This is a genomic window from Nocardia sp. PE-7 (assembly GCF_030486425.1).
GTDB classification, from domain to species: domain Bacteria; phylum Actinomycetota; class Actinomycetes; order Mycobacteriales; family Mycobacteriaceae; genus Nocardia; species Nocardia salmonicida_A.
Genome location: NZ_CP129614.1, coordinates 1,816,839 through 1,837,550, shown reverse-complemented (window position 1 = coordinate 1,837,550; position 20,712 = coordinate 1,816,839). Strand labels below are relative to the sequence as shown.

Here is a 20,712-nt window from a genome sequence, read left to right as displayed (position 1 = left end):
GCACACTCCCTCGTTCCGGTATCCCCGTGACCGTACTACGCCTGTAGTGACAAACACTACGAATGTAGTGCGACTCACTACGGGCGTAGTATCGGCACGTGCCCACCAAACGCGAACAGGTCCTCGACGCCGCCATCGAGGTACTGGGCACCGGCGGATCGCGTGCGCTGACCCACCGCGCGGTCGACGGGGCCGCCGACCTGCCGCCGGGTTCGACATCGAACTATTTCCGTACTCGCGAGGCTCTGCTCTGCGGTGTCGCCGAACGCCTCGAGCAGCGCGATCACGCCGACTGGGAGACCCTGAACCGCGCACTCGGCCCCGCTACCGTCGAGCACCTCATCGACGGTCTCGCCCTGTTCGTCACTCATGCGACAACCACCGACCGCATCCGCACGCAGGCACGCCTGGCCCTGTTCGGCGAGTCGCAGACGATGCCCGCGCTCGCCGAATCACTGCAGCGCGGGCACCGGCGGCTGCGGGCCTGGGCGGTCGAGATGGCCGCTGCCGTCGGCGTGGCCGCCACCGATACCGGCATCCTCGTCGACTATCTCGACGGCGCGGTCGTCCACCGGCTGACCGGCGCGGAGGACGGCAAGGATCCCCGCGAAGCGCTCGCCCGGCTCACGCGCGCGCTACTCGACTGATCGACCGGCGATCTCGCCCGGAGATTACCGGCTCTGCGTTCAGACGATCGAGAACAGCAAGGCCGCGACCGTGAAACTCACCACGGACAGAATGGTTTCCAGGACAGTCCAGGTCTGCAGCGTCTGTTTGACGGTCATGTTGAAGTACTTCGCGATGATCCAGAAGCCACCGTCGTTCACGTGGCTGAGAATGATCGAGCCCGCCGCGATCGCCATGGCGATCAACGCGATCGACATCTGTGAGTAGCCCTGCTCGGCAACCAGTGGGGCGACGATGCCGCCCGTGGTGACGATGGCGACCGTCGCCGAACCCTGTGCGATCCGCAACCCGCAGCTGATCAGGTAGGCGAGCACGATGATCGGCAGACCGGCCGCCGACATCGTGTCGGCCAGCGCCGTGCCGATGCCGGTGGCCGAGATGACCTTGCCGAAGAAGGCGCCCGCACCGACCACCAGCAGCACCATGCCCACCGGTTTGAGCGATTCGGCGGTGATGGTGCTCAGTTCCTGCACCGTCGAACCGCGCCGGATCCCGAGGAGATAGAACGCGACGAGCACGGTGATGAGCAGCGCGACCGCGGGGGTACCGAAGAAGGTGAGCACCTGCAGCAGTGCCGAATTCTTGTCCAGGAGTTGGTACCCGAAGGTGGCGCCCAGGATCAAGACCAGCGGGATCGCGATGATGCCACCGATCAACCCGACCGAGGGCGGCGCCTTCGTGATCACCGCGGTCCCGCCCGAACCTTCAGCCGGCTCCGGCTCCGGCTCCAAGGGCACGAACTCATCCGGCACCGAAACCTGCACGCGCTTGCCGATATAGGAGCCCCAGACGATGCCCGCGGCGAGGAAACCCGGGATGCCACAGACGAAGCCCATGAGGATCAGCCAGCCCAGGCTCACCCCGAGCAGCCCACCGAGCGCGACGGGACCGGGGTGTGGCGGCAGGAACGCGTGCGTCATCGACAGACCCGCGAGCATCGGCATGGCGTAGAGGACCAGCGATCGCCCACCGCGCTTGGCCGCGACGTAGACCAGCGGCGCGAGCACGAAGATGCCGATATCGAAGAACACGGGGATACCGAAGATGAGGCCGAGCAGGCCCATCGCGACGGGAGCGCCCTTCTCGCCGAACATCTTCAGCAGCTTGTCGGTGAGAACGTCGGCACCACCGGATCTTTCGAGGATCGCGCCGAGTACGGTGCCGAGCCCGATGATCACCGCGATGTGGCCGAGGATGCCGCCGAAACCTGTTTCCAGCAGTGACTCACCGGCTTTCAGCGGTGTACCGACGATCTGGGAGATCGGCAGTCCGGCGGCCAGCGCCAGCAGCAGTCCGGTCAGCAGCAGCGCGATGAACGGCTCCAGTTTGACCTTGATGATGGCGATGAGTAGCACAGCGATCGCGAGACCGCACAGCACCAGCAACCCGGGGGTGGTGGTGCGCAACCAGTCGATGGTGGCGCCCATGGAAGAACCTCTCAATCAAGCGAATGAACGAAATGCGCGGCTTTGGAGCCGATGTGGGACCAGCGCGCGGCCTCGACGTCGGACGGGGACACCACTTCGGTGCCCGCGGTGACGGCGATCGCGCCCGCTCGGAGAAAGTCGCGGGCGTTGTGGGAATCGACGCCGCCGGAGGGGATCAGGAACATGTGTGGGAACGGGCCGAGCAGATCTTTGACGTACTGCGGACCGAGCGCGCGAGCGGGGAAGATCTTCACCGCCGCCGCCCCCATCTCCGCCGCGGCGAGGACCTCCGAGGGCGTGAACGCGCCCATGATCACCGGAACCGCGCGCGCTACAGCCACTTCCGCGACCTCCGGACGCAGTGCGGGCGTCACCAGGAACCGGGCGCCGACCTCGATGGCCGCTTCGGCCTGCTCGCGGGTGGTCACGGTGCCGACCCCGATCACGGCGTCGGTGACCGCGGCGGCCCTGCTGATCGCGTCGAGCACACCGAGGGTGGTGAAGGTCAGTTCGACCGCCCGCAGCCCGGCGCCCGCGAGCGCGGCGGCGAGCGCGGCCGGGTCGGGGATGTCGGGGGCGCGGACGACGGTGAGGGCCCGGTCCGCGCGGATCACGTCCATGGCCTCCGACGACGAGCTGAGCATCGGGTTCATCGAGTTTCCTCCTTCGTGGTGTCCAGACGTAGGGCGCGTCCGGCGCGCACGCCCGTCGCGGTGCCGTTCTCCAGCGCGAATTCGCCGTTGACCAGCACGTGCTCGATACCGCGTGCCTGCTGTTGGGGATGGTCGAAGGTCGCCGTGTCGTGGATCGTCGCCGGATCGAAGACGACGAGGTCGGCGGCGTACCCGGCCCGGATAAGGCCACGCTCGGCCAGGCGCAGGCGCGCGGCCGGTCGGCCGGTGAGGTGATGCACGCAGTCCTCGAGGCCGAGAACGCCCAGTTCCCGGACGTAGCGCGACAGGTAGCGCGGAAAGGTGCCCCAGGCGCGCGGGTGCGGTCGGGCCCCGACGAGCAGACCGTCGCTGCCGCCCATGTGGCCGGGATCGACCATGATGGCGCGCACGTTCTCCTCGTGTCCGACGTGCTGCAGGATCGTGGTGGCGAGTTGGTCGCGGCGCAGCAGATCGAAGAACACTGCCACCGGGGCGATGCCGCGCGCCGCTGCGATCTCGGCGACCGTGCGGCCGACCACGTCCGACAGCGCGTCGTCGCCGACGCCGCTGATCTGGATGGTCTCCCATTCGACGGTGACACCGTGGCAGCCGTCCGAGCCGTTGACGTCGACATCGGCGGTGATCCTGGCCCGCTCGGCCGGATCATCCAGTCGAGCCAGTGCGGCGTCGGGGCCGCCCGACATCGCCCAGCTGGGCAGCAACGCCGACAGGGTGGTCGAGCCGGGCAGATAGGGATAGGTGTCGAGGGTGATGTCGCAGCCGTCGGCGCGGGCCGCGGCCAGCAACGCGAGAAATTCCGGTGCGCGGCCACGGTTCACGCCGAAGTTCATGGTGGCGTGGGTCAGGTGCAGCGCGCAGCCGGTGGCCTTCGCCAGGCCGATCATCTCCGCGTAGGCCTCGAGCGCACCCGCGCCGTAGGAGCGGGTGTGCGGTGCGTAGAAGCCGCCATAAGAGGCGACCACCGCGCACAGCGCGGCGAGTTCGCCGGTGTCGGCATACATTCCGGGTGTATAGGTGAGTCCGCTGGACATCCCGACCGCGCCCTGATCGAAGCCCTCGGCCAGCAGCGCGCACATCCGGTCGATCTCGGCGGTGGTGGCGACCCGCTGTTCGCTGCCGACCACCAGCATGCGCAGCGTGCCCTGCGGGACGAGGTAGGCGGCGTTGGGCGTGATGCCCTGGTCGAGGCGGTCCAGGTATTGCGCGACAGTGCGCCAGCTGAAATCGAAGTCCGCCGGGTTGCCGTTCCAGCCCGCGATCTGCTTGCGCACCACCGCGAGTGCGGCCTTGTCGATGGGCGCGTAGGACAGCCCGTCCTGGCCGATCACCTCGGTGGTGACCCCCTGGGTGATCTTCGGGAAATGGTCGGGATGGGTGAGCAGATACAGGTCGGAATGTGCGTGCATGTCGATGAATCCGGGCGCGAGGACCGAACCGGGCTGCACCGCGACGACTCTCGCATCGGCTGCGATGGTGCCCGGTGGCGCGATCTCGGCGATGCGGTCCCCGCGGACCAGAACGTCGCCGCGGGTGCGTGGGTCGCCGGTGCCGTCGACGATGTCGATGTCACGGAAGAGCAAGTGCGTCATGGTCATCCGTCAGAAGTGGGTGCGGATCAGGTCGACCACGCGCGGGTCGGGCGCATCGGCGCTGTCGAGCACCGGGATGCGGCGCCACTTGTCGAACGCGGTGCAGGGGTGTGAGAGGCCGAGCCGCACGACGGAGCCGACCGGCAGATCGGCCGGATCCGCGCCGGGCATGCGCAGGAAGGTGTGCTGATCGTTCAGCGCGGTGACCACCGCGTTCGGCGGAAGCGTGCCGCCGAGGACCTGCTGGGGCACCGGCAGGCCTTCGTCGAAGGGGAAATCGCGTTTGCCCCCGTCGAGCAGGGCCAGTTCCGGTTCGGGTCGCGAGACCACCCGAGCCCAGCCGTGCATGGCCGAACGAAGGCCGGGTTCCTGCGCGGGCGCGGCGAGCGGGGAGATCCCCGCGTAGAAGCCGTCGTCGTGGACGAGGTAGGCGCCGCTGCGCAGGACCACGGTGGTCGCCACGCCGCGCGCACCCTCGGGATCGGCCAGTCCGGCGAGTGCGTCGACGACGAGTTCGGGGTAGGCACTGCCGCCGGCGGTGACGACCGCCGGACCCGAATAGGCCCCCGCCGCGGCGAGTTCGGTGTGCAGCGCGGCCAGTTCGCCGAGATAGCCGCGTACCGCCGCGACGCCCTCGGTGCTGCGATCGTGCGCCAGCGCGCCCTCGTAGCCCGCGACACCGGCCAGGCTCAATCGCGCACTCGCGCCGACAGCGGCGGCGACCGCGCGCGCTTCGGCGCGGGTGCGGGCGCCGGTGCGGCCGTGCGGTCCGCCCAGTTCGGCCAGCACCCGCACGCGCGGACCAGGGGCGGTCTCGCGCAGGATCTTGTCCATCAGTTCGACGGTGGCGACGCCGTCTACCCAGCAGTACAGCTCGAAGTCGGGATCGCGTGCCGATTCCGCTGCGGCCCACGCCAATCCGACCGGATCGAGCAGCGTATTGGCGAGCACGATCCGGCCGACGCCGAACGAGCGCGCGAGCTGCGCCTGCCACGCGGTGGCCAGGGTGATCCCCCACGACCCGGCCACGAGCTGCTCGCGCCACAGCTGCGGCGCCATCGTCGTCTTGCCGTGCGGGGCCAGCGCGACGCCCGCGTGGGTGGTCCACTCGGCCATGAGGTCGCGGTTCGCGTCGAGCCTGCCGCGGTCGAGGGTGAGCAACGGCGTCTGCCACTGATCCAGACGCGGTGCGCCGTCGAGGTATTCGCGCACGGTGCTCCCCCACGCCGCGGGCGGCGCGCTCTTGTCCTGGGGTCCGAGCACCTCGCCGGCGAGGGCGTCGACGACGCCGTTGTCGATGATCACAGCATCCCTTTCTCCTCGACCGAACCCGGGTGGCGGCTCGATCGGTCATGTCGGATATACATTGCGTAATATGCAACGATGGTTGCGCTGAATGTTTCTGCTCGTTATTGTGCATCCCGAGGGCAGTGACCGCAAGCACGAAAGGGCGAACAAGGTGACCCAAGCAACAACCACTCGGCGCAGGGCGGTCACCGTCGGCGAGGGCCTGGCTGTGCTGATCGCGGGCGCGGGGCCCCTGGAACAGTCCACGCGGTTCGAGCGCGGAGCGGGCGGCGCGGAGGCCAATGTGGCCGTGGTGCTGGCCCAGCTCGGCGTATCGGCGGCGTGGCTCTCACGGGTCGGCGACGACGGCTTCGGGCGATACCTCGTTGCCGAACTCGGCGCGCAGGGGGTGGACGTCGGGGCGGTCGCCGTCGATCCGACGCGGCCGACCGGGCTCTACGTCAAGGAACGCGGTGCTGGCTCCGGTGCGGCCAACGACCTGGGCGCCGACGCCAGCCGGATGCACTACTACCGCACCGGTTCGGCCGCCAGCGCGCTGTCCACCGCCGACCTCGCGGCCCAGGCGTCGCTGCTCGACGGCGCCGATCTCGTGCACTTCACCGGCATCACCCCGGCGCTGTCGGAGTCGGCGACCGAACTCACCCGCGCCCTGCTCGCCCGGCCACGGCGCGGACTGGTCAGCTTCGACCTGAATTACCGTCCGGCGGTGTGGGGTTCGCGCGTCGACGAAGCCGCCGACGAGCTCGACGCGCACATTCGCGGCGCCGACGTGGTGTTCCTCGGCGCCGACGAGGCCGAGGAGATCTTCGGCACCGGCGACCCGGCCGCCTTGCGCGCGTTGTTCCCCGAGCCCGCCCAGCTGATCGTCAAGAACGACAAGCACACCGTCACCGGCTACGACGGCGAGCTCTCGATCGAGGCACCGGCACTGGCCCTGGCGATCACCGAACGCATCGGCGCCGGTGACGCCTTCGCCGGCGGCTACCTCGCCGCCCTGCTGCACGGCGCGGACCTGCGCACGCGCCTGCGGTACGGCCATCTGTGCGCGGCGGCGGCGCTGACCGCGACCGGCGATGCGGCGAAACTGCCACCGCCGGAAGATATTCAGCGCCTCGCGCTGCTCCCGGACGATATCTGGGCCACGCTGCGCTATCCGGCGGCTCTGGATGAAACGATCAGCGCATGAGTCAAAGCGTGTCGCGGGCCCTGTCCATTCTCATCGCCCTCGGCGAGAGCTCGCAGTCCCTCGATGAGCTGGCCGTCCGGCTCGGCGTCCACAAGTCGACAGTGCTGCGGCTGCTGCAGACCATGCAGACCGATCGTTTCGTCGTGCGCGACAACGCGCACCGCTACTCGCTCGGCACCAGGATGTTCGAATTGGCCAGTCGCGCACTGGAGAACCGTGATGTGCGTACCGTCGCCCGCCCGCACCTGAGCGCGCTGGGCGCGGCCACCGGGCAGACCGTACATCTGGCCGCCTACGAATCCGGCGACGCTGTCTACATCGACAAGGTCGACGCCGAGCAGGCGGTGCGGATGTACTCGCGCATCGGCAGGCCCGCGCCGCTGCACTGCACCGCCGTCGGCAAGGTGCTCGTCGCCGCGCTGCCCCGCAGCGAATGGCCCGCGGTGGCAGCGCGATTGGACTTCCACCCCTTCACCACCCGCACCCTGCGAACCCCCGAGCGGTATCTGGCCGAACTGGATCTCGTCGCCGCGCAGGGGTTCGCCGAAGACCACGAGGAACACGAGAGCTTCGTCAACTGCATCGGCGTCGGCGTGCGCGACGGGATCGGTTCCGTTGTCGCCGCGGTGTCGGTCTCGGTTCCCGATGTGCTGCTCGACCACGATCAAGTGCTGGCCCTGTTGCCACAGGTCAGGGCGACGGCCGAGGCCATCTCCACCGAACTCGGCTGGGACCCCCGCCGAGACGTCCCCGCGAGGAAAGGCTGAACCATGTCCGACAAGACCGCCGTGCGCACCGCCGACGCCCCGGCGCCCGCCCACACCTTCTCCCAGGGCGTGCGCAAGGGCCCGTTCGTCCAGGTGTCCGGTCAGGGCCCGGTGGATCCCGAGACCAACGAGTACCTGCATTCCGGCGACGTCGCCGCCCAGACCACCCGCACCCTGATGAACGTCAAGGCGATCATCGACGCCTCCGGCGCTACCTTCGACGATGTGCTGATGCTGCGGGTCTACCTCACCAAACGTGAGGACTTCGCGATCATGAACGAGGCGTACGGCGAGTTCGTCACGAAGCACACCAGCAACGGCGTACTGCCCTCGCGCACCACCGTTTTCACCGGCCTGCCCCGCGCGGAGATGCTGGTCGAGATCGACGCGATCGCCGTCGTAACCGACTGAGCCACGGCGATTCCCACCATGTCGTGGACGCCGTCGGTGCGTGCGTGTTGTGATGGGGCGCCCCCACACGGGGGTGTTCAGCCCGTCCTACCCCCGAGGATCAGCCTATGTTCGCCAAGTTCGCCCGCCCGCTCGCCGTTGCCGCCCTCGCCGTGTCCGTGACCGCGATCGGCGCCGGAACCGCCTCGGCCGCCCCCGCGCAGCCGGTCGTCGGCTCGGTGTCGATCTGCACCGGCATCCCGGTCGGACCGTTCACCATCAGCGTCTGCCTCTGAGTGTTATCCCGAGTTGCGCAGGGCGGTGGCCAGGCCGTTCATGGTGAGCAGGATGCCCCGCTTCACCAGTTCGGAATCGTCACCGCCGCGCAGCCGGGCCAGCAGGTCGACCTGGAGCTGGTTCAGCGGCTCCAGGTAGGGGAAGCGGTTGTGGATCGATTCGGCCAGTGACGGGTTGTCGCTGAGGAGTTCGGTGTGGCCGGTGACCGCCAGGTACATGCGGATGGTGCGCGCGTGTTCGTCGGCGATCATGGCGAAGATGTCGGCGCGCAGGGTTTTGTCGGTGACGAGCTCGGCGTAGCGCGCGGCGATGTCGAGGTCGCTCTTGGCCATCACCTGGGCCAGGTTCGACAGCACGGTGTTGAAGAACGGCCAGCGCTGGTAGAGGTCGGTGAGACGCGCGAGGCGGGCCGGGTCGTCGCCGACCCAGTCTTCGAGGGCGGTGCCGGTGCCGTACCAGCCGGGCAGCATGACCCTGGCCTGACTCCAGGCCATCACCCACGGGATGGCGCGCAGGTCCGAGACCGAGTTGGTGGGTTTGCGGGAGGCGGGGCGACTGCCGATATTGAGGTCGCCGACCTCGGCGACCGGAGTGGATTCGCGGAAGTACTCGACGAAGCCCGGGGTGTCGTGCACCAGGTTCGCGTAGGCGGCACGCGCGCGGGCGGCGAGGTCGTCGAGCAGTTCGTAGGCCGGTTCGGCGTCGTCGCCGAGGCCCTCCACGTCCAGCAGCGTCGACTCGAGCGTGCCCGCGATCAGTGATTCCAGATTGCGATGTGCCGCACCGGATTCGGAATACTTCGCGGCGATCACCTCGCCCTGTTCGGTCAGTCGCAGCGATCCGCGCACCGCGCCCACCGGCTGCGCCAGGATGGCGTCGTAGCTGCGGCCGCCACCGCGACCGACAGTGCCGCCGCGACCGTGGAACAGCCGCAACCGGATCCCCGCTTGCCTGGCCACCTCCACCAGGTCGAGTTCCGCGCGGTAGAGGGCCCAGTTCGCGGCGAGGTAGCCGCCGTCCTTGTTGGAATCGGAGTAGCCGAGCATCACTTCCTGGCGCATGCCCGCCGCCTCGACCAACTCGCGGTAGACCGGAACCTCCAGCACCGCGGCCAGCGTCGCCGAACCGGCGCTCAGGTCCTCGATGGTTTCGAACAGCGGGACGATGCCGACGGGACAGCTGGGCGCGGTGTCGGCGCTGCCCGGGTCGAGAATGCCCGCTTCCTTCAGCAGCAACGCCGCTTCGAGCATGTCGCTGACCGAGGTGCACATGCTGATGATGTAGTTCGGGATGGCGGCGGCGCCGAAGGTCTCGATGACCTCCTTGGCGGCGCCCAGGACCCCCAGCTCCTTGGTGGCGAGCTCGCTCAGCTGCGCGTTCGGCCCGAGAAGTGGTCGGCGCGTGCGCAATTCGGCGGCCAGCAACTCCACGCGCTCGGCCTCGGACAGGCTCGGATAGTCGGGGTGCACACCCGACCACGCCAGCAGTTCGGTGACGACCTGTTCGTGCACCTCGGAGTTCTGGCGCATGTCGAGGCCCTGCAGGTGGAAGCCGAAGGTCTCGATGGCGTGGCGCAGCGCGGCGAGGCGGTCGTCGGCGAGCAGTCCGTCGCCGCTGGCGCGCATGGACTCGTCGATCGCGTCGAGGTCGTCGAGGACGGCTTGAGGTGTCGAATAGGGGGCGGCGCCGGCATCGAGGCCCTGCTCGGGCAGTTCGCCCAGCGCCTGCTCGGCGGTGGCACTGAGCCGCCCCCGAATCGCGTGCAGCGCACGGCGATACGGTTCGTCGGCGAACAGGCCGGGGTCGGGATACCCCGCGGCCGAGAGCTCCGCCACGAGGGGCGACACCTGCACCAGCCGCGCCGATTGCGACAGGGTCTTCTCCAGTTCGACCAGTTCGTCCAGGTACCGGCCGAAAACGTAGGCGGCGGCCTGTTCGGCTGCCGTGTGCACGACCTCCGCTGTGACGAACGGGTTTCCGTCGCGGTCGCCGCCGATCCACGATCCGGGCCGCAGGATCGGGCGCGGCAGGAGTTCCTTCTCGGGCCAGCGCGCCCGCAGCGCGTCCCGCACCTGCGCGTTGATCGCGGGGATCACGTCGTAGAGAGTCAGGTCGTAGTAGCGCAGCCCGACCGAGATCTCGTCCTGGATCCGCAAGCGCGCCAATCGGATCAGCGCCGTGCGCCACAGCGTGAGTACCTCGCGCCGGATCCGCAGTTCGGATTCGTCGAGACCGGACTCCCCTGGTTCGAGGCGGCGACGAAGGCGCATGAGCTCGGTGATCTTGGACTGCACGTCGAAGACGGTGCGCCTGCGGGTTTCGGTCGGATGGGCCGTGATCACCGGGGAGACGAGCGCGTCGGTGAGCAGGTCGGCCACCACCGAACCGTCGAGCCCGGCCGCGTCGAGCTTGTCGTAGGTGGCGGCCAGCGAGGAATCCTGCGGCGGCTCACCCGCCGCCACGTGCGCGGCGCGGCGTCGATCACGCTGGATGTCCTCGGCCAGATTGGCCAGCAGCACGAAGTAGCTGAACGCCCGGATCAGCGGGATCGCGACCTCGGTGGGCGTGCCGTCGAGCATATCGGCGACGGCGCTGCGCTCGACCTCCTCGCGGCGCACCCGGAACGCCTCGATCCGGACGCGCTCGATCAGGTCGAACACCTCGGGACCTTCGTGGTCGCGGATGGTGTCGCCCAGGATGCCGCCGAGGAAGCGGATGTCCTCGCGCAGCGGCCGGGTTGCTTCGGGTTCCATCTCGATTCGCGATTCGCCCATGGTCAGACAGTATTGCCGCGGGCCCGCGGGCGCGACCCGACGCCGCACCCGCCCCGCATGTCGCGCTCAGCCGTGGTGGCGGGCGGTGAAGCGGATCTGGTTGCCCCACGGGTCACGGAACGCGCAGTCGCGGCCGTATTGCTGGTTCACGATCTCCTGGGCGACCTCTGCCCCGGCGTCGCGAATCCGGGCGAAGGTGGCGTCGACGTCGTCGGTGGCGAAGATGACGGTGGATTGGGCGCCGCCGTCGATGCGCGCCTGTGCGGCCGCCCGGTAGGCGGCGTCGGGGGACATCTCGGGGACCTCGAGCACGAATTCCAGATTCTTCTGGTCGACCGGACCGACCGTCAGCCAGCGGGTGTTGTCGCCGAACGGCATGTCGGTGCGGACCTGAAGGCCGATCAGGTCGCGATAGAAGGTGAGAGCCTCGTCCTGGTTGCCCACGAGCAGCATGACGTGGGTGAGGGAGAGATCTTCGCCGTGGCGCATACGGTCTCCTCTGGTCGGGCACGGATGGGCGCGCCGACGTTGTCGGCGCCTGCCGTCCAGAGTAGCCAGCAAACCTAGAGTTGCCGGATCACCCGCGCCGGATTGCCCGCCGCGAACACCCGGTCCGGCAGATCGCGGGTCACCACGCTGCCCGCGCCGACCACCACATCGTCGCCGATCGTCACGCCGGGGCACACGATCACCCCGCCGCCGAACCACACGTTGTCACCGATCCGGATCGGCGCCGCGGATTCCCACCGCTGCCTGCGCTTTTCGTGATCCTGCATCGGATGCAGTGCGGTGAGCAGTTGGCAGCGCGGCCCGATCGAACAGTCTTTCCCGATGGTGATCGGCGCGCAATCGAGCAGGATCGCGTCGTAGTTGAGAAAGCTGTTCGATCCGATCTCGATCAGGTAGCCGTAGTCGCACTGGAACCGCGGCATAATCCACGACCCCTCCCCCAGCTTGCCGAGGAGATCGCCCAGCAACTCGGTCCGCCGCCCGGTCTCGTCGGGTCCGGTGCGGTTGAACTCGTCGCACAATCGTTGCGCCCGTTGCCGTTCGGCCACGAGTTCTGGATCGTTGTCCCGATACAGCTCCCCGGCCAGCATCCGCTGCTTCTGTTCGCCCACCCCGCCGAGTGTAGGGGCGGGCGAACAGGGCCCGAGTGCACTGCTAGCGGCGATCTACTTCGCCGGGTCGACCCCGAAGGTCTTCGCGATGTCGTCGAGCACCGCGTGCGCGCCGGTGAGTCCGACCGAGGTCAACCACACCAGGTCGTCGACCGGAGTGACCTTGCCACGCAGCTGATTCCACAGCGGATTGGCCGCGGCGGCCGCCTTGCGCTGGGCGGCGGCGTCCTCGCCGTTGCTGGTGAGGAAGATGTAGTCGGCGTCGGCGTCGAGCAGACGCTCCGGGCTCAGCGTGATCGAGAAGTCGTTCTTCGGATCGTCGGACTTGTCGAGTTGGTTCAGGCCGGTGTCGGCGAAGATGTCGCCGACGAAGCTGACCCGCTGCATCAGCCGGTCCTCCTTGGGCAGGAAGCGCAGCAGCGACACGGTGGGCGCGTTGCCGCCGTTCTTCTCCTTGATCGCCGCGCCGATCTTGGCCGCACGGTCCTGGTACGCCGCGAGCTTGGCCTCGGCGAGGTTCTCCTTGTCGACCGCCTTGGCGAGCAGCAGGAGATTTTCCTTCCAGGTGGCGCCGGTGGTCTGGCTGAACACGACCGGGACCGTGCCTGATCCGAGCTTGATGCCCTTGAACTGCTCGTACTGCTTCTCGTGACGCACCTTCGCCGACACGATCAGATCCGGTCGGGCGCCTGCCAGCTTCTCGATGTCGGGGGTCTGCAGGTTGCCGATGTTCACCGCCCGCCCGCCGCAGGTCTGGGCGGCCGCGCCCAAGAACGCGGGCAACTTCTCACCCATGGACTGGTACGTCGTGTACGCGACGACTTCGGTGTTCAGCACCAGGGCGGCGTCGACGAATGTCTGGTCGAGGGCGGCGATCCGGACCGGTCGGGTGGTGATGGTGGCCGGGTCGACCACCGTGCCGACATTCGCGCCCGCCTTGTCCTTGACCGCCCCCGCCTCGATGGTGCGCGGGTAGGCGCCGCCGTCGAGGTTGCTCGCGGTATCGCAATCGCTGCCCGCGGCGCCGGTGTCCGACCGGTTCTGGCCACACGCGGACAGGCTCAGTACGGCGGCGGCGACTGCCGCGGCGGCGGCGAGCCGACGGCTCAGTGGGGTGTTCATCGAGGTCTCCCGGGTGGTTCAGAGTTCTTTAGGGTTGCTAACCTAGCGAAGCCTTACCTAATTACCAACTATGAAGAGGGATAGTGCCCGCATCGCCGCCCGGAGTCGTGTTCGCCAACACGCGGTCTCGCCGGTTGCTACTCATCGCCGGACTCTTGGCCGCGGTGTTCGCGGCCGTTCTGCTCAGTTTGGCCATCGGCTCGAAATTCATTGCTCCCCTTGATGTTCTGCACGCGCTCGGCGGCACGACCGACACCGAGACCGGCGCCATCGTCAACGGCCTCCGCCTGCCGCGCACGCTGCTCGGCGTCCTGGCCGGTCTCGCGCTCGGCATCGCGGGCGCGGTGATCCAGGGGCACACCAGAAACCCCCTGGCCGATCCGGCGTTGCTCGGCATCACCCAGGGTGCGGCTCTCGGCATCGTGCTCGCGGTGATGATCGGCGGCATCTCGAGCCTGTTCGGTTACGTGTGGTTCGGCTTCGCCGGTGCGCTGATCGCCACCATCACCGTGTTCGTCATCGGCGCGACAGGCCGAGGCGGACCCACGCCGGTGACCCTCGCCTTGGCCGGCGCCGCTGTCAGCTACCTGCTGCAGGGGCTGATCTCGGCGGTGGTGCTGTTCGACACCGATGTCACCGACATCTACCGCTTCTGGAAGGCCGGGTCGCTGGTCGGGTCCAACCTCGACGTGCTCGGCAAGGCGACACCGTTCGTCCTCGTCGGGATCGTCCTCGCCCTGGCCAACACCTCCGCGCTCAACGCGCTCGGCCTCGGCGAGGACACCGCCCGCTCGCTCGGCCATCGAGTCTTCCTGGCGCGCACTGTCGGCATCGGGTCGATCGTGCTGTTGACCGGTGCGGTCGTGGCGATCGCCGGGCCGTTGGGTTTTGTCGGGCTCGTCGTTCCGCACCTGGCGCGCGGCATCACCGGGCCCGACTACCGCTGGCTGGTGCCCGTCGCCGGACTGCTCGGCGTGGTCATGGTGTTGGTCGCCGACATCGCGGGACGGCTGGTCCTGGACAAGGGCGAACTGCCCGCGGGCATCATGCTCGCCTTCGTCGGCGTCCCGTTCTTCATCGTGCTGGTCCGCCGCCGAAAGCTGGTGAGCATATGAGTACCGTCCGGGCGGTCCGGCTGGGACCGGTGTCATGGCAACTGCGACTACGCACGACGGCGGTCCTGTTGCTCGGACTCGCGATACTCGCCGCCGCGGCCTGTGTCGCGCTCGCGCTGGGCACCTACACGATGCCCGACGGAGGTCCTGTCACGCCGTGGGATGTGCTCGCGGTGCTCACCGGTGGTGGCGACGACGGCCTCGCCTATGTGGTGTGGGACCTACGGCTGCCGCGGATTCTCACCGGCGCGCTGGTCGGCGCGGCACTCGCGTTGTCCGGCGCGATCACCCAGGGCATCGCTCGGAACCCGTTGTCCAGTCCCGATATCCTCGGCGTCACCGCGGGTTCGAGCGTAGCCGCGGTCGCGGTGATCGCCCTGTCCGGCAGCCGCGGCCAGATCAGCGGAGCCGCCGCCGAGATCGGGGTGCCCGTGGCCTCCATGCTGGGCGGATTGCTCGCCGCGCTGTGCGTTTTCGTGCTGGCCTGGCGAGGCGGGATCGAAGGCTATCGGCTCGTGCTCGTCGGCCTCGGCGCCGGCTCGCTGCTCTCGAGCGTGACCTTCTGGCTGCTCAGCGTCGGCGACGTCGATGTCGCGACGCGAGCGGTGACCTGGCTGACCGGCAGCCTCAACGGCAGCAGTTGGATCCAGGTGACACCGGTGGCGATCGCCTTGGCGATCTTGGTGCCGGTGGTGCTCGCGGGCACCCACCTGCTCGGCGCGCTGCACTTCGGCGACGACACCGCCCGCTCGCTCGGCGTGCGGCTCAACGCCGCCCGCCTGACGCTGCTGGTCCTGGCCGTGCTGCTCGCCGGAGTCGCCACCGCCTCGGCGGGCGCCATCATCTTCATCGCGCTCGCGGTACCGCAGGTGGCGCTGCGCCTGACCGGTTCGGCGCAACCCCCGCTGCTCACCTCGGTGGTGCTCGGCGCGGCCTTCACCGTCGCCGCCGATCTCGTCGCCCGCACCCTGCTGCCCGCGGGCGAACTCCCTGTCGGGGTGATCACCGCCGTCCTCGGCGCGCCCTATCTGATCTATCTGTTGATGCGGCGCAACCGTGCCGGGAAAGCGGGCGCGTGATGACCGTTCGACTACAGGCCGGCGAGCTGACCCTCGGCTACGGACCGACCACCGTCGTCGACGGTCTCGACCTGGACATCACCGGCGGCACCGTCACCGCGGTGATCGGACCCAACGGTTGCGGCAAATCAACGCTCCTGCGCGCGATGGCGCGGTTGATGCGCCCCACCGGTGGCCACGTCCACCTGGACGGCAAGCGGATCGACCGCATGTCGACCAAGGAAGTGGCGCGCGTGCTCGGCATCCTGCCCCAATCACCGCTCGCCCCCGAAGGTCTCACCGTCGCCGACCTGGTCGCGCGCGGCAGACATCCGCACCAGCGCTGGTACCGCCAGTGGTCCGACGACGACGAATCCGCCATCAACGAGGCCCTGACCTGGACCGACATGGTCGCGTTCGCCGATCGCCCACTCGACGAGCTGTCCGGCGGGCAACGCCAGCGCGCGTGGATCTCGATGGCGCTGGCCCAGAACACCGACCTGCTGCTGCTCGACGAACCCACGACCTTCCTCGATCTCGCCCACCAGATCGAAGTGCTCGACCTGGTCCGGCGCCTGCACGCCGAAGCGGGCCGGACGGTGGTGATGGTGCTGCACGACTTGAATCTCGCCGCGCGCTACGCCCATCGGCTGGTCGCGATGCGCGCGGGCCGGGTGGTTGCCGCGGGAACGCCGGCCGAAGTTCTCACCGAGGAGGTGGTGGCGGAGGTATTCGGGCTACGCGCGAAAGTGATCGAGGACCCGGTCACCGGAACCCCCTTGGTGGTCCCGATCGGCCCCGTCGACACCGATGCCTCGACCGAATCGTGAACAGTAGGGTCATGGGGTGACATCTGGGCGGACGCGACACAACTACACCGGCACCTCGGTGGCCGAACGACAGGTCGAGCGCCGGGCGCTGTTCATCGACGCGGGACTGACCGTGTTCGCGGAGAAGTCGTACGCCAACAGTTCGCTGACCGATGTGTGCGCGGTCGCGGGGTTGTCGCGTCGGCAGTTCTACGAACAGTTCGCCGGGCGCGAGGAACTGCTCGTCGCGGTATACGACGCCGTGCAGGACAAGGCCGGGGCGGCGGTGGCCGAGGCACTGGCGACGGTGGAATCCGACGATGTGCGCGCACTCGTCGACGCGGCGATGCGGGCGTACACGAAGGCGATCACCGACGACATCCGGTGCGCCAAAGTCGCTTTCGTCGACATCGTCGGGGTGAGTCCCGAGATCGAGAAGTACCGGGCGCAGGTCAGGGATCGATGGGGCGAGGTGGTCGCCGCGATCGCGGCCGGGCGCGACGGGGTGCGGATGCCACCCGGCGGATGGCGGGTGCCGATGGCGGCGTTCATCGGCGCCGTCAACGGCGCCGTCCACCAATGGAGCCTGGACGACCCTCGACCGCCCGTCGACGAGCTGGTCGATGTCTTCTCCACCATCCTGAACAGCCTGATCTCGGCGGCGCCCTCCGATAGCTGATTGCGATCCACGCCACACTCATGTCATAGTTGCCGCAATTGAGACGAAGGAGTCTCAATAGATGTGAGGACTGTGCGCGATGAGATCTCCTTTCGTTCAGCGATGGCTCGCCCTTGCCACCGGCTTGCTCGCGGCGGCAACAGTGGTGACGGCCGGGCCGGTATCGGCCGAGCCGGCGGCCCCGCCGCCCCCGCCGGTGATTCCGCTGCCGCCCGAGTTGGATCCGGGCTTCTACCTACCGCCCGCCGACCTCGTAGCGGCGACGGCGCCGGGCGCGATCATCGCGGTTCGACAGGTTCGGATCGCCGATTTCGGCCTGCTGCCGATCGATGTCGACGCCTGGCAGGTGTCGTACCGATCCAACAACAGTCGTGACGAGGCGATCCCCGCGGTCGCCACCCTGATCAAACCGCGCGGGCAGGCGCCCTCGCCGCGCAAGCTGCTGTCGGTACAGCTGGCCGAGGACTCGACCGCGGGCTACTGCGCGCCGTCCTATGCGCTGCAACATCTTTCGGTGGCCGCGGTGGCGGGCCAGATCGTGGTGCCCGCCGAATTCCTGTTCGCGCAAGCCGCGCTGTCGCAGGGCTGGGCCGTGGTCGTCCCGGACCATCAGGGTCCGAATTCGGCCTACGCGGCCGGACCGCTGGCAGGCCGGATCACCCTGGACGGCATCCGCGCGGCGACCAGCTTCGCCCCGCTCGAGGCGGGACCGACCGCGCCGGTGGGGCTCTACGGCTACTCCGGCGGTTCCATCGCGACCGGCCATGCCGCCGAACTGCGCAGCACCTACGCGCCCGAACTCAACATCGTCGGCGCGGCCGAAGGCGGCGTCGGCGCCGATCTCAGTGCCGCCCTGACCATGGCGAACAACCAGCTCACCTCGGGTCTCGTCTTCGCCGCAGTTCTCGGGCTCACCCGCGAGTACCCCGATTTCGCCGCCTATCTCGACGAACGGCTCGACCCGCTCGGCAAAGCGCTGACCGCGATCAAATCGCCGCTGTGCGTGCAATATCAGTCAGCGCTGCTGCCGGGCCTGAATCTGACCGGCATGATCGGCTCCGACGGCAATCCCCTCGATGATCCGCCGGTCGCGGCCATGCTCGCCGACACCCGCATGGGCAAGTCGGTCCCCGATATGCCGCTGTTCGTCTGGCATTCCGCGTGGGACGAGATCCTGCCGCTCGCCGCCACCGACACCCTGGTCGACACCTACTGCCGCGATCCGAACACGTCGCTGACCTACACCCGCGACCACGCCAGCGAGCACATCGTCGCCGAAGTGGTCGGCGGTCCGGCCGCGCTGCTCTGGCTCCGCGACCGCCTCGACGGCGTCGCGGCTCCCACCGGCTGCACCATTTCCGACGCGGGCACCATGGCCGCCACCCCCGGCGCCCTCGACTTCCTCGGCGACTCGCTCGCCGCGAAGTTCGCCTCCCTGTTCGGCATGCCGCTCGGTAGCCGCTGACTCGTCAACTCGGCGATACACATTGACGTTTGACGTCGATTTGTATCATACTCGCCGGGTTCGTCGATCATGAGCAGGAGGTGCCCCGTTGACCGACAACGCCCGGGCCGCGCTGGAGATTCTTCGCGATGCGAGCCAGTTCAAGTGGTATGTCATTCCGCTGTTGCTCCTGGTCGTCTACATCTACGCGGTCGAGGTCGAGCGGCGTAATTGGAATGTGCTGTTCGCCGGGCTCGCGCTGTGGGGCATGGACTGGTTCAACGAGATCTGGAACGCGCTGGTCTTCCACTTCACCGAGCGGGCTCCGGTCTGGGCGGCGAGCGGACCGACGGCCTATCAGATCCTGATCGGGCTGAATATCGAGATCTGCTTCATGTTCGCGATCATGGGCATCGCGGCGGCGAAGATGTTGCCGCCCAAGCAGACCCGGATCTTCGGGTTGCCGAACCGACCGGTGCTCATCGCGCTCAACTCGGTCGCGGCAGTGGGTGTGGAGGTCCTGCTGAACAAGGCGGGAGTTCTCACCTGGGATTGGTCGTGGTGGCAGCCGAGCTTCCCGTTCCTGATCTGGATCATCGGGTACGTGCCGTTCTTCGCGGCCTGCTTCTTCGTGCACGATCTGCCGAGCGTGCGAAGCAAAGCGCTGGTGGTCGGCGCCATCTTCGGGATCGACGCGATCGCTCTCATCGGTTTCGGCGCGGCGGGGTGGCTGTGAGGCGCCGGCTCCGGCGCTCGGCGCTGATCGCGGCGGCCGGGCTGGTATTCGCCGGGGTGACAACACAATCGGCGGTAGTGGCGGACCCGGGGTGCCTGCCGGTGGGTACCGTCGGCACGCCGGAGGTGACAGTCGACGAATCCACCGCCGGCCTCGCGGCGTTCACCCCGGCGACGGTCGCGCTCCCCGAGCAGGTGCATCTGCGCACCACCACCGAGTCGTTCAACCGGCGCTGGAGCTTCGCCGCGCGCGACGGTCAGGCGTATGTGAAAGAGGCTGCTGCCCTGGGTGGTTGGCGCACGGTCGCACTGCCGGGCTGCCTGGCGGGCACGATCACCGGCGTCTCGGCCGACGACGACGAAGTGATGATGATCGACCGCGACGGCCGGTTCATCACGATGGACCACGCGCTCAGCGCCCCCGCGGACTGGAACTGGAGCAGCCGCTACGGCACTCCGCTGTGGACCGGCCCCGGCAACACCTTGCCGCCCGGCGCCTCGACCTGGTCGTGGTCGGTGCTCTCGCCCGACGAAGATCACCGGTGGACCGACACCGCGGGCAACGAGCATCCGGTCGGCGGCGCGAAGGTGTCGCATGTGTTCGCGCTGACCCACGGCGGTCAGCGGATCCAGTACGTCGACCCGTGGCTGCCGGTGGATCACAGCTACGAGATGGGCACTCCGCTCGGTGGGCGGTTCCAGGCCGTCGCGTTGTCCACCAGCGCGTCGACCTCGATGGTGGTCAACCGGTACGGCGACTTCTACACGCGCCTCTACGATTTCGACATCTCCGGCGCGGACAAGGTCTTCTTCCGCTACTCCTACGAAGACCAGCGCGGCCTGCCCGAAGCGCCGGACATGCTCTCCGAGCGCATCGACCCCCGCTTCGCGGCCATCCAGTTGCCCGCACCGGACTGGGTCGCGCAGCCGAAGGTGCCCGGCGAGATCACCGACCGGATCTCCGTGCACCGGACCGGGCCCGGCTCGGCGGCGCGGGAGTTGCGCGCCGAAGGTCGCGACGGTGGCCGGACCGGGTTCTGGCGCAAGATGCTCACCGACGAGTCGTGGAGCTTCGTCGCCACCGATCAGCCGCTTTCCGGTGCGGTGCTGGAGAACTCGCCGGTGAACCGCGCGCGGGAGACGCTCGGTCCCGTGTCGCCCTACGACTACCAGGGCGTCTCGCCCCAGGGGCGGACCGCGCGGATCCAGTCCTTCGATCCGGCCGTCTCCCCCACACCGCTACGGATCGAATTCGGTGACGGGAGCGGGCTCGACGTCGTGCTGCACACCGTCGACGGCTTGCGCCAGACGCCGCAGCAGCCCGGGATCACCGGTCAGCCGCGGTTCTTCGACGGGACCGTCGAGGTGTCGCGGGAACTGCTGGCCACGTTGGATGCGCAGCCGCCCACCGTCCGTGATTTCGTGCGGAACACGCTGGGCGGGCACAGGTTCACCGATACCTCCGTCGATGTCACCGACGCGCGGTTTCATCTGGCTCTGTCGGATCTCACCCTGATTCGGCGCTGATCA

The 20,712-nt window shown here is 68.7% G+C and carries 20 protein-coding genes; 12 read left to right on the top strand and 8 right to left on the bottom strand.

Annotated features, from left to right (window positions below):
• The first annotated feature begins 98 nt into the window (after positions 1-98).
• The gene (locus tag QX204_RS08635; RefSeq protein WP_301906057.1) at positions 99-647 is read left to right on the top strand and encodes a TetR/AcrR family transcriptional regulator; all 549 of its coding nucleotides are present in this window, start codon (positions 99-101) and stop codon (positions 645-647) included.
• A 39-nt stretch (positions 648-686) separates the two neighbouring features.
• On the opposite strand, the gene QX204_RS08630 is transcribed toward QX204_RS08635, so the two are convergent.
• Genes QX204_RS08630 through QX204_RS08615 form a run of 4 tightly spaced genes read right to left on the bottom strand, consistent with a single transcriptional unit; the run spans position 687 to position 5,682 of the window.
• A complete protein-coding gene (locus tag QX204_RS08630; RefSeq protein ID WP_301906056.1) occupies positions 687-2,114 on the bottom strand; it encodes a GntP family permease in 1,428 nt (475 codons plus the stop codon).
• 11 nt (positions 2,115-2,125) lie between these two features.
• Entirely contained in the window at positions 2,126-2,767 is a 642-nt protein-coding gene (locus QX204_RS08625) for a bifunctional 4-hydroxy-2-oxoglutarate aldolase/2-dehydro-3-deoxy-phosphogluconate aldolase (RefSeq protein WP_301906055.1), read from the bottom strand.
• Positions 2,764-4,377 carry an N-acyl-D-amino-acid deacylase family protein gene (locus QX204_RS08620; protein WP_301906054.1) on the bottom strand — a complete coding sequence of 538 codons (1,614 nt, stop codon included), beginning with the start codon at positions 4,375-4,377 and terminating at the stop codon, positions 2,764-2,766. Before QX204_RS08620 ends, QX204_RS08625 begins: the two co-directional genes overlap by 4 nt.
• Before the next feature lie 9 nt (positions 4,378-4,386).
• Entirely contained in the window at positions 4,387-5,682 is a 1,296-nt protein-coding gene (locus tag QX204_RS08615; RefSeq protein ID WP_301906053.1) for a type III PLP-dependent enzyme domain-containing protein, read from the bottom strand.
• A gap of 154 nt (positions 5,683-5,836) precedes the next feature.
• On the opposite strand from QX204_RS08615, the gene QX204_RS08610 reads away from it, so the two are divergent.
• From QX204_RS08610 to QX204_RS08595, 4 genes are all read left to right on the top strand, one after another.
• Positions 5,837-6,871 (top strand): sugar kinase, encoded by a 1,035-nt coding sequence (locus QX204_RS08610; RefSeq protein ID WP_301906052.1) that lies wholly within the window; start codon positions 5,837-5,839, stop codon positions 6,869-6,871.
• A complete protein-coding gene (locus QX204_RS08605; RefSeq protein ID WP_301906050.1) occupies positions 6,868-7,638 on the top strand; it encodes an IclR family transcriptional regulator in 771 nt (256 codons plus the stop codon). The genes QX204_RS08610 and QX204_RS08605 overlap by 4 nt, the downstream gene beginning before the upstream one ends.
• 3 nt (positions 7,639-7,641) lie before the next feature.
• A complete protein-coding gene (locus QX204_RS08600; protein WP_301906049.1) occupies positions 7,642-8,049 on the top strand; it encodes a RidA family protein in 408 nt (135 codons plus the stop codon).
• Positions 8,050-8,156: 107 nt separating this feature from the next.
• Positions 8,157-8,324 (top strand): hypothetical protein, encoded by a 168-nt coding sequence (locus QX204_RS08595; RefSeq protein WP_301906048.1) that lies wholly within the window; start codon positions 8,157-8,159, stop codon positions 8,322-8,324.
• 3 nt (positions 8,325-8,327) lie between these two features.
• On the opposite strand, the gene ppc is transcribed toward QX204_RS08595, so the two are convergent.
• The 4 genes from ppc to QX204_RS08575 all read right to left on the bottom strand — a co-directional run bounded on the left by ppc (position 8,328) and on the right by QX204_RS08575 (position 13,342).
• Positions 8,328-11,099 carry a phosphoenolpyruvate carboxylase gene (ppc, locus tag QX204_RS08590; protein ID WP_301906047.1) on the bottom strand — a complete coding sequence of 924 codons (2,772 nt, stop codon included), beginning with the start codon at positions 11,097-11,099 and terminating at the stop codon, positions 8,328-8,330.
• Between the two features lie 66 nt (positions 11,100-11,165).
• Positions 11,166-11,588, bottom strand: coding sequence for a VOC family protein (locus QX204_RS08585; RefSeq protein WP_301906046.1), 423 nt, complete (start codon positions 11,586-11,588; stop codon positions 11,166-11,168).
• Positions 11,589-11,662: 74 nt separating this feature from the next.
• Positions 11,663-12,220: a sugar O-acetyltransferase gene (locus tag QX204_RS08580; protein ID WP_301906045.1), complete on the bottom strand. Its 558-nt coding sequence runs from the start codon at positions 12,218-12,220 to the stop codon at positions 11,663-11,665.
• 54 nt (positions 12,221-12,274) lie between these two features.
• Complete coding sequence (locus QX204_RS08575; protein WP_301906044.1) at positions 12,275-13,342, bottom strand: ABC transporter substrate-binding protein; 1,068 nt, start codon at positions 13,340-13,342, stop codon at positions 12,275-12,277.
• Positions 13,343-13,425: 83 nt separating this feature from the next.
• Here QX204_RS08575 and QX204_RS08570 point away from each other — a divergent pair, with 83 nt between their 5' ends.
• From QX204_RS08570 to QX204_RS08540, 7 genes are all read left to right on the top strand, one after another.
• Positions 13,426-14,457, top strand: coding sequence for a FecCD family ABC transporter permease (locus tag QX204_RS08570; protein WP_301906043.1), 1,032 nt, complete (start codon positions 13,426-13,428; stop codon positions 14,455-14,457).
• Positions 14,454-15,536, top strand: coding sequence for a FecCD family ABC transporter permease (locus QX204_RS08565; protein WP_301906042.1), 1,083 nt, complete (start codon positions 14,454-14,456; stop codon positions 15,534-15,536). Before QX204_RS08570 ends, QX204_RS08565 begins: the two co-directional genes overlap by 4 nt.
• Positions 15,536-16,345 (top strand): ABC transporter ATP-binding protein, encoded by an 810-nt coding sequence (locus QX204_RS08560; RefSeq protein WP_301906040.1) that lies wholly within the window; start codon positions 15,536-15,538, stop codon positions 16,343-16,345. The genes QX204_RS08565 and QX204_RS08560 overlap by 1 nt, the downstream gene beginning before the upstream one ends.
• A gap of 16 nt (positions 16,346-16,361) precedes the next feature.
• Positions 16,362-17,003 (top strand): TetR/AcrR family transcriptional regulator, encoded by a 642-nt coding sequence (locus QX204_RS08555; RefSeq protein WP_301906039.1) that lies wholly within the window; start codon positions 16,362-16,364, stop codon positions 17,001-17,003.
• A gap of 79 nt (positions 17,004-17,082) precedes the next feature.
• On the top strand, positions 17,083-18,468 hold the full coding sequence (locus QX204_RS08550; protein ID WP_301906038.1) for a lipase family protein: 1,386 nt from the start codon (positions 17,083-17,085) through the stop codon (positions 18,466-18,468).
• 88 nt (positions 18,469-18,556) lie between these two features.
• Positions 18,557-19,183, top strand: coding sequence for an AF_1327 family membrane protein (locus tag QX204_RS08545; RefSeq protein WP_301906037.1), 627 nt, complete (start codon positions 18,557-18,559; stop codon positions 19,181-19,183).
• A complete protein-coding gene (locus QX204_RS08540) occupies positions 19,180-20,709 on the top strand; it encodes a hypothetical protein (protein WP_301906036.1) in 1,530 nt (509 codons plus the stop codon). The genes QX204_RS08545 and QX204_RS08540 overlap by 4 nt, the downstream gene beginning before the upstream one ends.
• The last annotated feature ends 3 nt before the right edge of the window (positions 20,710-20,712 follow it).

What these genes read in the sequence shown, in the direction of transcription:
- QX204_RS08630 (WP_301906056.1), bottom strand. Translation starts at nt 2,114, where the DNA reads ATGGGCGCCACCATCGACTGGTTGCGCACCACCACCCCCGGGTTGCTG.
- QX204_RS08625 (WP_301906055.1), bottom strand. Translation starts at nt 2,767, where the DNA reads ATGAACCCGATGCTCAGCTCGTCGTCGGAGGCCATGGACGTGATCCGC.
- QX204_RS08620 (WP_301906054.1), bottom strand. Translation starts at nt 4,377, where the DNA reads ATGACGCACTTGCTCTTCCGTGACATCGACATCGTCGACGGCACCGGC.
- QX204_RS08605 (WP_301906050.1), top strand. Translation starts at nt 6,868, where the DNA reads ATGAGTCAAAGCGTGTCGCGGGCCCTGTCCATTCTCATCGCCCTCGGC.
- QX204_RS08600 (WP_301906049.1), top strand. Translation starts at nt 7,642, where the DNA reads ATGTCCGACAAGACCGCCGTGCGCACCGCCGACGCCCCGGCGCCCGCC.
- QX204_RS08595 (WP_301906048.1), top strand. Translation starts at nt 8,157, where the DNA reads ATGTTCGCCAAGTTCGCCCGCCCGCTCGCCGTTGCCGCCCTCGCCGTG.
- ppc (WP_301906047.1), bottom strand. Translation starts at nt 11,099, where the DNA reads ATGGGCGAATCGCGAATCGAGATGGAACCCGAAGCAACCCGGCCGCTG.
- QX204_RS08585 (WP_301906046.1), bottom strand. Translation starts at nt 11,588, where the DNA reads ATGCGCCACGGCGAAGATCTCTCCCTCACCCACGTCATGCTGCTCGTG.
- QX204_RS08575 (WP_301906044.1), bottom strand. Translation starts at nt 13,342, where the DNA reads ATGAACACCCCACTGAGCCGTCGGCTCGCCGCCGCCGCGGCAGTCGCC.
- QX204_RS08565 (WP_301906042.1), top strand. Translation starts at nt 14,454, where the DNA reads ATGAGTACCGTCCGGGCGGTCCGGCTGGGACCGGTGTCATGGCAACTG.
- QX204_RS08560 (WP_301906040.1), top strand. Translation starts at nt 15,536, where the DNA reads ATGACCGTTCGACTACAGGCCGGCGAGCTGACCCTCGGCTACGGACCG.
- QX204_RS08550 (WP_301906038.1), top strand. Translation starts at nt 17,083, where the DNA reads ATGAGATCTCCTTTCGTTCAGCGATGGCTCGCCCTTGCCACCGGCTTG.